Annotated in this window: 6 protein-coding genes; 1 reads left to right on the top strand and 5 read right to left on the bottom strand. The window is 43.9% G+C overall.

Annotated features, from left to right (window positions below):
• Window positions 1-56: 56 nt before the first annotated feature.
• A complete protein-coding gene (locus HC229_RS02275; RefSeq protein ID WP_191018811.1) occupies window positions 57-863 on the top strand; it encodes a hypothetical protein in 807 nt (268 codons plus the stop codon).
• A 56-nt stretch (window positions 864-919) separates the two neighbouring features.
• On the opposite strand, the gene HC229_RS02280 is transcribed toward HC229_RS02275, so the two are convergent.
• The 5 genes from HC229_RS02280 to HC229_RS02300 form a co-directional block, all read right to left on the bottom strand.
• A complete protein-coding gene (locus HC229_RS02280; protein ID WP_191018812.1) occupies window positions 920-1,426 on the bottom strand; it encodes a hypothetical protein in 507 nt (168 codons plus the stop codon).
• A gap of 5 nt (window positions 1,427-1,431) precedes the next feature.
• On the bottom strand, window positions 1,432-5,040 hold the full coding sequence (locus tag HC229_RS02285; protein ID WP_191018813.1) for a DUF6443 domain-containing protein: 3,609 nt from the start codon (window positions 5,038-5,040) through the stop codon (window positions 1,432-1,434).
• Between the two features lie 9 nt (window positions 5,041-5,049).
• A complete protein-coding gene (locus tag HC229_RS02290) occupies window positions 5,050-8,484 on the bottom strand; it encodes a hypothetical protein (protein ID WP_191018814.1) in 3,435 nt (1,144 codons plus the stop codon).
• Window positions 8,485-8,496: 12 nt separating this feature from the next.
• Complete coding sequence (locus tag HC229_RS02295) at window positions 8,497-10,419, bottom strand: T9SS type A sorting domain-containing protein (RefSeq protein ID WP_191018815.1); 1,923 nt, start codon at window positions 10,417-10,419, stop codon at window positions 8,497-8,499.
• Window positions 10,420-11,599: 1,180 nt separating this feature from the next.
• On the bottom strand, window positions 11,600-12,646 hold the full coding sequence (locus HC229_RS02300; RefSeq protein WP_191018816.1) for an NAD(P)-dependent alcohol dehydrogenase: 1,047 nt from the start codon (window positions 12,644-12,646) through the stop codon (window positions 11,600-11,602).
• Between the last annotated feature and the right edge of the window lie 63 nt (window positions 12,647-12,709).

Genomic DNA, 12,709 nt, shown 5'->3' on the forward strand with positions numbered 1-12,709 from the left:
GCGGTTTGCAGTCGCCAGATTCCGTTACCCCGAGAATAAAAAACGGAATATCTAAAATGGAATTCAAATCCTTAAACGATGCTTTTGCTACCAGCTTTATCAAATCACTACCACAACTTACCAGACTTGACCTAACGGGCAACGAAATCAAAATCCTTGAATTGGTCTTATCCTATACGCGGAACGGTCAAAACTTTTATATGAACCACACAACGCTTGCGGATTATCTTGTCATGGGTCAGACCAAGACCAAAGCTAAGTCAGTCGGCAACATAATCGCCAACCTAAAGAAAAAAGGATATGTTTCCACCGTGACCACACCCAACTACAACGGTAAGAACGGTGGCTCATCGACCTCCATTACCGTAAACGAGGCGTTCCTCCAAGCGCAGCTCCACGCCGTCTTTAACACAGAAATGCCGCTCACGGAAAATCCTCCGCAAGCCGCGCCAGTATTGGAATTAGAGGAAAATAATTTACACGGTCAAAACCTAACCGCGCCAGCCTCTACGGATGCAGAAACCTCATCATCCAACACCGAAACCGACGAGGATTTTATAGCCTTCATGCATGCCGACAGCGATGAGCCGAGGCCGATACCAGACTTACCTTGTCTGGCCAAACCCGATAACCTTATCGACGAACCAAACGACGAGCGCAACGAGGAGTTAGAAGGTCTGGCCGAGGTCGCAAATGAAATCGAAAGCGTTGACACGTTCAGGTTCTTTCTCCAAGAGCTGCTAACCCGTAGGCTCATGACCAGAAAGAAAGATAAGTTGCAGTTCATCATAAACCAACAAGGGTATGACTTGGAAAAGATGAAGGGAGCTTTCGAGGCGTTGATATTGCGAGCGGCGGCGTAATGGCTCGTGTGCTTAGATTATAAAAGAAAACCCTCGCCGATCCGGCGAGGGTTTTCTTATTTTGCTTTTTTGATAAAATCCTTTATGTCAACCGCTGGACGAGGTAAAGGCATGTATGGATATGCAAAATCCTGCTTAGTAATAGTCAGTTTACCGAAACTATCTTTTACAGTCCAAATAACAGTCTTACTGTTATCTATCTCACTTCTTTTTAATCCTTTCCTTCGCTTGTCCGTATTATTAAAGTAATGCTCTATGCCTGTATAAACATCAAAAGAAGTTCCATTAGCAGCATCTACCGAATATTGCGACTCCTGATTATTATCCACGTTTTCTTGACCAGTTAACGATTGTTCGCCAACGTAAAGTGTTGTCAAGTACGTATGCGGGTCTTGTTTATCAATATACATTTCATAAGTGCAATCCTTACAGGGATTACTTTTTGCAAAACTATCTAACACTTTAGACATGTCGCTCCGAACAATCATCCTATTGGTTTCGACAGATTTATTGCACGAACAGAATATAATAATTGAAATTACAAAAACAGAACTTACTTTCATCAATCTTAGTTTTTAAGCATTCCTTTCCAATCAACAGACTTTGCAAAATTCCTCAAGCTTGTTTTACCTGTCTGTATATTGTCAGCGTTAATATTCGGCATTGTCTTAGTTAAGTCCATAATTCGATAATTAACGGGAGTTCCCTTTGAATACGCAGAAGCAAAAATAACACTTAATCCGTCGGTACCCTTTTCATTCTGCATAACAAAGACTGGTTTGTTAGGTGTCGCATTGCGAGCAAAATCCAAATCTCCCCAACCATCGCCTGTATATGTTGATGGGCCGAGACCGCTTAAATGAGCATGAACGCTGCCAACAGTATTGAACTGCTTACCAGTCAATGGGTCTTGTAGATTTCCATTCTTGAAAGTATATCCCAAATCTGAAGCATTCCCTTCCGAACCAGAATTTTTATAGTCTGGAAGAACTAAGGCACTCGTCTCGCCTATAACAGCAAGTTGTTCTCTACCTGTGGCCTTTGTATTGTCCATTACTCTTGAATAAGCATCTTGTTCTTTCGAGTACATTATGCTTCCGTCTTTTCTAAAATCTGCTGTTCCGCCGCTCGCTGTTGTTTGCTTGTCGGTTGCGCCTACATACGTTCCCTTATTTCCGAGGTCGGCTTGAGACTTTACATTAGGGTCAAATTGCATAATCCCCTTTTTGTCCTTGTACCAATCCGTTGCGGACATTCCGTCAGGGTCGATAAAGAAGACAGGATTATTCATCGCATAAGTATAAGGCGACCACCGTCTACTTTCTTCCGCCAACGGGTCAATATTCATCCACCGCCCAATTGCAGGGTCGTAATTTCTCGCCCCATAGTCATACAAGTTAAGCCCCAGCTCATCCTGCCACTCCTTCCCATTGTATTTATAATTATACGGCAAAGGGCTTTGGACCGGCGGGAAAACCGGGAAACTTTGTAACAGCGCCACGCTCAAATTCTCCTCCCTGAATTCCAGAACGTCGCTGGAGTAGTTGGCATGTTTAAGTCCAAAAGGGTAATAATGGTTTTCCTCGAGTACCTTGAGCTGGCCATCGTCCGGGTCGAGTGCGTAATTAACGCGTATATTGCCCAGGTGGTCTTTGTATTGGTAAACGTAGTTGAAGTTGTTGATTGAGGTCGGCGTCATTTTCACGTACCCCTCTGCGTGCGGGAAGAATTCGAGTACACCATTCTTGTATTGGAAGCCATTCATGTAACTCACGTTGAAGGAGAATCCGCCGAAAACATCTGGGATGTTCTTTAATATTTTACGTCCAGTCGCATCGTAGACGTACTGGATATAATTACCGGCAGAAAAGTCAATCCTCAAAGGCAGATTTAGATGATTGTAGCTAATATTAGTAATACTTTTGTTCAAGTCCGACTTTAAATTTCCATATGCATCATAGTTATAATCGTCTAACGCGCTGGAATAGTCGCTATCGTTGTAGCCTGAAGGATTCTGTTCGTGGTCGATAACCTTGGTAAGCCTGTTAGAATCTACGGGATAAACGTATTGGAGATCGTCTATCATTATAGCGGCAAGAGGAGCGTCAAGGTCGCCGTACCGTTTTAGCAGCCTTATATTGCCGTTTTTGTCATACTGCAGTTTTTCATCATAGTTGCCGTTAGGCATATTTTCAGAAACTTTTTGGTAATGGGATTCCACCATCCGGTTTAACCCGTCATATGCATAGCCATACTTTCGCCATGCACCTGAACCTTTCCAGTAAGTTTCAGAAATATTTCCGTTGTACAATGGTTTAACATCGCCGTAAATACTGACTGGCTGATCATACTTAATTTCCAAAGCGAAAAGTTCGTTGTCTCCACAATTTATGGTACAGGCATTAGGCGAGTTGATGTTTGTCAACCATCCCCTTACATTATATTTGTACTGTACGTTTTGCAACGGTTGTCCGGTTGGATCCTGCCCGATTTCCTTGCGAAGGACATTACCTAATCCATCATAGAAAATCTTATGGATCCTTTGCGGCGCGCCACCATTGATAGTCGAAGTTGTCATTTCCAACCTTTCTTCTGTGGTATAGGTAAATTCATTGCGGATCACTACTTCCAGATTACTTGAATGATGAGTGGTAACCGTACTTTCGAGTCGGTCATGACGTGCAGCGGCGAAATTATGCTCACTCATCTCATATCCGCCGACATAGTTGCTCGAATAATTTCTCAAGACATGTCCGCTACTGTCATAAAGTATATAAGAATGCGTACCTGCATTACCTGGTGTTAGATGTGTCGGTTCGAGAATCCTTATCCAAGATCCGGTAGCCGCTCCCTTGTTACCCGACCGTACAGCTTGTTGATTGATTTCAGTAGGTAAAGGCAATAGCTCAGACGGTAGAAATCGGTAATTGTCGTAGTAGTTGACAGTCAGCAAATAATAGTTTCTATGAGGTTCACTGGCCGATGTCGAATAATAAAAATTTATTACCTCACCGGGAATAGTAGAGGCTACATTTGTTTGACTTTCAAACGATACTACTTCGCTATCAAGCCGCTGTTGAAACAAGTTACGCGAAGACGATGTAATTTGACCGTCAACTTCGTAACACCAGCCGGTATAGGCAATCCTGCCAAAAGCATCGTACTTGCTAAATAACCAACCTTCCGTACCTTTTTCCTGTTCCGGTCCAAAGGGATTTAATGCGGGCCCGGTAAGGCGGACGCGGTCAAATTTGTCATATATAAGGTAGTCCCAACTTTTTCCGGGTAGTTTTTTTTCCACCAATCGGTTACGCCTGTCATATCGATATTGATAACAAAGTCCGTTGAGCTGGGAATCGTTCCAACTACTAAAGTCAACTTTCGGCGGAAGTACGAAAGAGAGATTCCCGAAATTGTCGTAAACATAATAGGTATCATGTCTGCCTCCTTCGGAAAGAGTCGTCACAACTGATTTTAAAACAATTCTGCCTTCTTTATCTTTATATTCGATAGATGAATTGAGCTCGTTGTCGCCAGGAGACCAGTTTTCGTTTCGAGTAATAGTTTTAGTAAGCGTGTTTGGAGCATAATATTGCGAGACCGACGAAAGTGAAGCAGGATAGGCGCCATTAGTTAGGGTTCCAACTACGGCTTTAATGTTTCGTACTTCATTGCTGACATTGGTTTCGTAAGCAAATCGTGTCGTATGGTCGTCATCAGAAATCGGGTTTGCAGCCCAGGAGTCTCCAGGTGCTGACTGTTTTAGCACGCGGTTAAGCGGTGATGGCTCAAACAATTTTTCGGAATAAAAATAATTTGTTCCTCCATTGTATAAGGAATGAAACGAAGCACTTTGGGTCAAAGCGTCAGATATAAACGCCGCCGAATTTCCTGATGACTCATAACTCAGGAAATCTTTAGATTGTCTTCCGGACGAATCATATTGAATATGAGTAACTAAATTTTTTCCGGAACCGGAAGATTTCCTTAAAATTTGTTGTTTCGGCCTTCCAAGACCATCGAAATAGACTATCTCAGTTGTGATATCCGGAGAATTTTGATCTAATATAGTTAAAGATTTGGCTTTATAGTTATTCTTAATTGTGTAATTTTCGGTTGTTGTCTGCCCCATTAGCATCACGGGAAACGCAAGAAGTATAAAAGCAATTTGTTTCATCGTACTAAATTATGGGTGGAAATATTTGAAACTCGTATCGAATGTTTGCAATATGTTATCCTCGTCATCCAATATTTTATCTAATTGGTTAAGGGAGTTGTACCTATATTTTGTCGACTGACATTTTGGATCTACAATCATATGCAACTGCCCTAAGTTATTGTAATAATAACGAGTTACCAATGCATTGGGATAAGCCTGTTGAGCGGCGCAGTCTTTGGGCGTACCAATGGGGGTGTAGGCACTGTAAGCAACAGGAGCGATTCCAGTCCAGTTCTCCACCTTGAGGACGACTTGATTTCTAGAATTGTAGGCGTACCGAAGATTTGGCCCGCTCCATTGTCGGAGATGCGAAAGATTGCCGTTACCATCGTAGTTGACGAACTCAATCGTGTTCTCAAGTATTCCCGTCCGATTTGCGATTTGCAAATAACCTGGGAGGTAGACGGTCGATGAACCAACTTGAAAGCTTCTGTATATGGTTCGTTGGCGGGACAATAGGGTGCCTCCTTTCCATGATTCGGTTTGTACCGGGGTAGAGATAACATTTCGCTGTAGTAACGCCGAGTAAAAAGTAAGGTTTGACAGGCCAGGCAAGCTACCCGAGGCGGCAGCATTTACATAGAAACTACGGGTTTCTAGATTGATTCCTGAATCACTTGTACTTTGAGTAATTTTTGTAGGTAGTCCTACGAACTCTCCATAGGTATATATCTCAAGATTAGATATTTTTCTGTAACCTGTCTCATCGGTTGCGGTTAAAGGTACGGGATCAATATATTGTAAAGTTTCTTTTGATGCAAGCTCCGCCCTGATTGATTCCACCGGATAAGCTGCGGTTGCATAATTTGATATGGTGTTTCCCATATTGGTTCCGGTAGCCATGAACGTCAAATTGAAAATTTGCTTTGCGATAAAATTTATCACGCGGAAATCTTCCTGATAAGTGTAGGTATTTCGAATCTCGCTGATTTTTGCGAGAACTCCATCTTGTTTTCGGAAAACTTTTTCCGCGAGTAGCGAGCCGTTCCTCGCATTGGGAATACTGACATCGTGACTGATATGAGATTCCATTAGACTTCTGTAAAGGTTAAAAGTAGATGAAATTGCCGCTACGGGTATATTTATGTCGCCGTAATTGGAAAAAAAGGAGAATGTTTTTTCAGTCCCGCCATTTTCAAAATTATCTCCCCCATAACTTGTCGTAACAACAGGAAAAAAGTCCAGATTTGTATTTCCTGATGAATCTACAAAGTCAGAGCTGAGATTATAGAAAACTGTATAAAATTCAAGCATATTAATTGCCGTAGTGCTATAGCAGCACGAATTTCCATTACAGATATAATTATATATCTCTTTACTAATCTTCTGGTATCTTTCAGGTTTCCAAATAGGCAACTCTGCTAGGGAAGGGGTAATTTGATTTATGGCTCCGTAATAGTAACGCTTTATGTTTTCCGGCTGGTTAGTACTTGCGTAATCTGTTTGACGCTCGAGATATACACCAACATCATCTACCGCAACGTAACCATCAAAATTATCAAAGTGAACATATGCTTCCAGTGGCAACGGGTTTATCGTCTGATCATCATTAATGGTGATTTCTGCACGATACGCGACACCCTGCTGGCACGGATAGGTCGCGGAAGTTTCTTGTATGATCGGGTTTTCCGAATTCATCGGAACAGGATTAGGCAAATGAATTGAAGTTGTAAACAGTACTTGATTAGTTACCATATCACGCAGGCGAAACGTAGCATAATCCCTATTTATATATGAGGTATAACCATGTCCGACCAATTTTATAAAAAATGTGATAGGGCTAGTTTCAAAAACCTGTATCGGTACATCTGGCTCCTCACCAATTTCGGAAGGGTGGGGATATGTATCTGATAAGATATTGGGTTGTACGATTTCGGGATAGACCTCATCCATGTTTCTAATCGCATACATGTGCTTTCTAGAATATACTTTTTTTCTTGCTTTTTTAGCTTGGTAGTCAAAGTGAGTGCTGCCTCCCGTTGGATAATAAATGTCTGTAAGGGCACCAATCGAAGCATATTCAAAATCGGGACTTCTATCTGCAAGATTGTGGACATCAAAGGGATTCATTGAGTTAGAATCTGGGATTAATGTATTGTTGCTTTTACCATTGTAGTAACCAGCGTAATCTTGCGAATAGGAAAATCGCGCAGGCAAGGATGAAGGATTTTTATACTCAAATTTGAACAATTGATTTCTCCTACCTGTTACCGAGTCAGGAATATCCATTCCTTTATCAAATTCGACGTTTTTTAGGAAAAATCTTGAGTCACTATTAGCTGTATACGAAAAATGAATAGTTTTAAAGATTTGGCCGCTTCTTGAAACTTCAATATTCAGCAATCGTCTTTTAAAATAAGGGCTGTTGACACTTTCTGAAATAAAGGTCGCTGTTTCGCTATTGTCTAAGCTGATAATCTTAGAAAGGTATTTTGCGCCCGTTATTTTAGTGGTCACCCAAGTGGTGGTAAAAGTATCGTGTCCACTGGACGAATTCAAGCACTGGGGCGCACATGCGCCGCCGTCTCCAGTACACGCCTGATTTCCCCCATCATAAAGCATGCGTTTTCTTAAGTTTTGTATTTGCTGTGTCTTTATATTGGTTTCTGTTCCAATACTGATGTACTCAAATTGTAAGGTTCCCTTTATTGGATGAATGGCGTATTTTAAGTAAAATGCACTTACCCCTTCGCTCGGACCCGCTGAAAAACTTGGCCCGCTGTCATAAATTCGGCGTGTAGACTCAATATAGTTTAGTCCACCAAAAACATACCTAATCCCCTCAGGTGTAGTAATAGTAATTTCGTGAGTTTGTGCAAAGGGGGCGGTAGCCTCGATTTTTAAATGACTTTGTTTATTCAATACTTGGGGATTCCATTGAGCATCAAAGAAAAAGCTGCCAGAATATCCAGGAAATGAAAACTGGAAGATATCTACCTCAGAATCATACTGAGAGCCGTACGCTAAATCTTGCAATTCATCTGCTTTCGTAGAGCCGTCCTCAATGATTCCATCCAAGGTATAACCCTCTAAAACAGCATCGTTCCAAACAACTCTAAATGTCGCCATTTCGTCAGGCTTGTCTTTAACAGCTCTTGTTATGACGCCGCCGGCTTCCAGTGTCCAGTTAATCCCAACCCAAGTCGGCGTGTCGTTGACCTTGACACCTGCTCCCGAATAATTAAGACCAATAGGAAGCTTTAAGTGTGACGCTTGAACGGTATATAGTGGTAGATTATAGTTGACCTTTCCTGAAAATTCATTGGGAGTCAGGTCTGCATATTTTGTCATGGCTGCAGCCTCAGGAGATGGCGGTGTGTAGTCAGGCAGTTCGCCGATACCATCTTGTGAATACAACAAACTAACTGAAAAAATACTAAGCATAATTAATATGTGCTTCATCAGAATATCATTTTACTTATTAATAGTTTTCATCACCTTAACTGAATCGTCAGATCTATTAGTCTTGATGTTGACGATGTATATGCCCTCTGGCAGACCGTTCAGGCTTACTGGAACGGTGCGTTCAGAAATAGGAAACGACTGGAGTTGCCGGCCGGAGATATCAAAAATGGTAGCCGTTCCTTTTTCAAACTCGTAGCTCACTACAACGTTCGTAAAGTCATTAGCAGGATTCGGGAACGCCTCGATGTGTCGTCGTGCTTTCTCCTTTTTATCTTTGTCCTTAAGTTTTACGACCCAAAAGTCATTTCGCCCCAGATTATTTGCCTTTTGTCTTGACGCAGGCGATTTTTTAGCCGACGTATCGTTGGAATTCCTGTTTTGTCCATTTCCGGCTCCGAATAAATTTCTGTTTCCCGCATCGCCTTGTTGCAACAAATCTCCGGGTGCGTTTACTCCAAATTTCAATGGGCCTTCCTTCTGGCCTACTGCGTCATTAGCCGCATCAGTCACGGTAGTGGATTGTTCTTTGTAATAATCGTTTGCGGCATCGCGCGCATCGTTTACATAACTGTCCATATTTTGTTGGGCGGTATTGGCGATGGCCATATTGCCGTCATCGCCAATATTGGAAAGGCTATCTTTATTTTTATTAGACCTTTTCTTCGTCTTGACTGCCTGTGGGTTGGACGTGCCTGCAAGTAGGTAACCGCCGTCGCGAGTTTCGATCAACTTGTACAGGATGTCCTCCCCGTCGCTCCCAAAGGTTTTGTTCCAGATTTCGGTGCCGTCGGCTTTAATTTTCAAGGCAATGTAGTCGTTGGTTCCTTCAGGATCGGATGCGCGGTTCGGCTCGGATTTGGCGTGTCCGCCAATAAGCAACGTTCCGTCGTTATTTTCGATGACAGAAGTCAGGATGTCGTATTTGCCAAAGTTGTACGATTCCTGCCAAAGACCGTTTCCGTCCACATCCATTTTTATTACCCAAAAGTCGCTCCCGTGGCGGCTCGACGTCGCTTTGCTGAAGCCGGAACCCGAAACGGAGTTGCCAGCTGCAATATAATGGCCATCCGACGTTTGGATCACGACTTTTAACTGGTCGTCTTTTGCCCCTCCATAGGTTTTCTGCCAAACCATTTCGCCTGCATCGTCAAGTTTTAATATCCAGAAATCGCCTGCACCGTTACATTTTGAAATCTTGTCCCCGGATTCCGAAGAAAAAGAATACGCTCCCAAAAGGAAACCGCCGTCAACCGATTGGATCATGCTGCGGAGTTCGTCTTCATGGCGTCCCCCATAGGTTCTTTGCCATTTGATAATACCCGAATTGTCGAGGCGTACCAGCCAAATGTCTGTCGCGCCTTTTGATTTGGCTGATTTGTCGCCATTCGCGTCGGATGATGAAGTGCCGCCCAAAAGAACGCCACCGTCCTTTGTTTGTATGGCACTAATCAGCACGTCCGAACCAAATCCGCCGATTGTACGTTGCCATTGTTCGCCTCCACCTGCATCGAGCTTGATCACCCAATAGTCGTTGTCGCCTTTGCAGTCTTCTTTTTTGTCGTCGCTTTTAGGGCTGTTGGATGTTCCCGCGAGCAAGAATCCGCCATCGGTGGTCAGTTTGATGCTTTGCAGCAAGTCGATGCCCGATCCGCCAAAAGATTTTTGCCAAACCAATTCTCCGTGCTCGTCCATCTTCCAGACCCAATAATCCAGGTTGCCTTTGTTGACAGACGTCTTATTACCGGTTTTATCTGAAAGCGAACTTCCGGCGAGGATAAAGCCATAATCAGCCGTTGGTACGGCGTCGAAAAGATAATCAGCATGTTTGCCTCCGTACGATTTCTCCCATTGAATATCTTGGGAAAGCGCGGAAGGCGACAGAAGCAGACCGAGCAATAGTAGCAAGATCCGCGAGTTGCGAAAAAGTTTCATGAAGCGAAATTTGTTTATTTATCGTTGACATTTGGATGTAAACATTTTAGACGGGTTGGTGGCCCGTCGGCAATAAATTCAGATTTCTTAGAGTCGGATGGTTAGGCCGTTTGTTTTCGTGTGGACTAAGTTATCGGTTTGCTCGAATGAAGAAACCTTCGGCAGAAAATTTATTAAAAACATAATCATTTAATTAAATTTCGATACGATCGTAGTATTATAGTGAATTTTGACTACACTTCACTATAATATTAACATTTTACACAAATCGGCACACACTGGAGTTTGAAAGTTTCGGTCGTTAGTTTGTGTCAAAACCGTTGCAAAATTAAAATTGACACAAAAGCTGTGTCAATTTTTTTTTCGAATTCATTTTGACACGAAATGGGCATCGGGCTTCCTCTGCAAGTATTCAGGACAACAATACGAAAAAATGGATTTCAAGATTTTCGTACTAGAAACTTCAACACGAATTTGATACCGACGACGATCACAGAAAAACCACGATTGCGGTTACAAAAACCGAGAGACGATTGTCAGAAGTCCAAAAAGTCCTTCTAAAAACTGTACGCTATCTTTATCCTCATAACTTCATGCGGAGGCCCTTTATCCGCAGCGCAGCGGAGGATAAACAACAAGCCCATTCCGCTTAGTCGCGGCGTTTAACCACGCAGGCGGGCCCCTGAGGTTCCGAAATTTCGCAGAAATGAAAAGCTGTCTGAGCCTACACGGTTTCGAAACCATGACAAAACCCTAAGGCGAGTTCTTTTCATTTCCGAAATGAGGAACTGTCAGGTCGCCGAGCGGTCCCGCCGCTCCCGCATTTTTGCTACTTTTTCTGCGAGGAAAAAGTCGGCCCCGCCGGCAGGCGACCCGCGGTAGCGAAACTCGACAGCGCAGCTGGCGCAAAAGATTAAGTATCATAAAAACTATAAAACGCCAGCAAGCGACCCGCGGTAGCGCCCCCGACAGCGCAGCGGGTGCAAAAGAATTCCGCAAAGTAAGTCCACCAACACGACCTGCGGTAGCGCCACTCGACTGCACCTAACTGCGTTTTTTTTATGGTTCGGTCCCTCCAAATCCGCAAAAAAAAATCCAATCCCCGAACACTGCCGAAGATTGGAACCTTAACTTAAACTTTAAACCTAAAACTTTAAACCTTAAACCTTAAACTTTAAACCTACAACGTCCCCATATCAATCACAAAACGATACCTAACATCCCCTTTGGCCATGCGCTCGAATGCATTCTCTATGTCTTTGATGTCGATCATCTCGATCTCGGAAACGACGTTGTGGTCGGCGCAAAAGTCGAGCATTTCCTGGGTTTCGGCCAATCCGCCGATCATGGAACCGGCGAGCACCTTGCTTCCGGCGACCAAACTGAATGCGTGCAATTGATAAGGCGTCGGCGGGATTCCGACACAAACCATGACGCCTTTCGGCTTCAATAACCCGAGGTAAGCGTTGAGATCGTGGGGAGCCGATACGGTATCGAGTATAAAATCAAAATATCCGGCAACCGACTTCATCTGCTCGGCGTCTTTGGTCACGACAAACTTGTGGGCGCCCAGTTTTTTGGCGTCTTCTTCTTTGTTCGGGGACGTACTCATCACCGTCACTTCTGCCCCGAAAGCTACCGCGAACTTCACGCCCATATGGCCCAATCCGCCAAGACCGACAACGGCGACTTTTTGGCCCTTGCCCACTTTCCATTGGCGCAGCGGCGAGTAGGTGGTGATTCCGGCACAGAGCAACGGTGCGGTCGCGGCCAGGTCGAGCTTGTCGGAAATGCGCAGCGTAAAGTCTTCGTGCACGACGATTGTGTTGGAATATCCGCCTTGGGTAAGCGTTTTTTTATCCTGTTCGTATCCGTTATAGGTAAACGACGGGCCGTTTTCGCAGAACTGCTCCAAACCGTGCTGGCAGCTGTTGCACTCGCGGCACGAGTCGACAAGGCAACCTGTCCCGGCCAGATCCCCGACTTTGAACTTCTTGACGCTGCTTCCTACTGCGACCACGCGGCCTACGATTTCGTGACCCGGAACCATCGGAAACACCTCGTTGCCCCATTCGCCTCGCGCCTGGTGAAGATCCGAATGGCAAACGCCACAATATAGGATATCGAACTGCACATCGTGCGGGTTCAGGTCGCGCCTTTCGAATTCCCATGGTGCAAGCGGCGTCTTGGCGCTCTGGGCTGCGTATGCTTTTGCAATTGTTGTCATAATAGTTTGATTTGTTTAGAATGTTGGACGAATTTACGTATATGGGTCGTATCTGCTTTGGGA

Origin of the sequence: Flavobacterium selenitireducens, from assembly GCF_014748335.1 — a bacterium.
GTDB classification, from domain to species: domain Bacteria; phylum Bacteroidota; class Bacteroidia; order Flavobacteriales; family Flavobacteriaceae; genus Flavobacterium; species Flavobacterium selenitireducens.

Coding starts and splice junctions, on each gene's coding strand:
- HC229_RS02280 (WP_191018812.1), bottom strand. CDS start 1,426: ATGAAAGTAAGTTCTGTTTTTGTAATTTCAATTATTATATTCTGTTCG.
- HC229_RS02300 (WP_191018816.1), bottom strand. CDS start 12,646: ATGACAACAATTGCAAAAGCATACGCAGCCCAGAGCGCCAAGACGCCG.
- HC229_RS02275 (WP_191018811.1), top strand. CDS start 57: ATGGAATTCAAATCCTTAAACGATGCTTTTGCTACCAGCTTTATCAAA.
- HC229_RS02295 (WP_191018815.1), bottom strand. CDS start 10,419: ATGAAACTTTTTCGCAACTCGCGGATCTTGCTACTATTGCTCGGTCTG.
- HC229_RS02290 (WP_191018814.1), bottom strand. CDS start 8,484: ATGAAGCACATATTAATTATGCTTAGTATTTTTTCAGTTAGTTTGTTG.
- HC229_RS02285 (WP_191018813.1), bottom strand. CDS start 5,040: ATGAAACAAATTGCTTTTATACTTCTTGCGTTTCCCGTGATGCTAATG.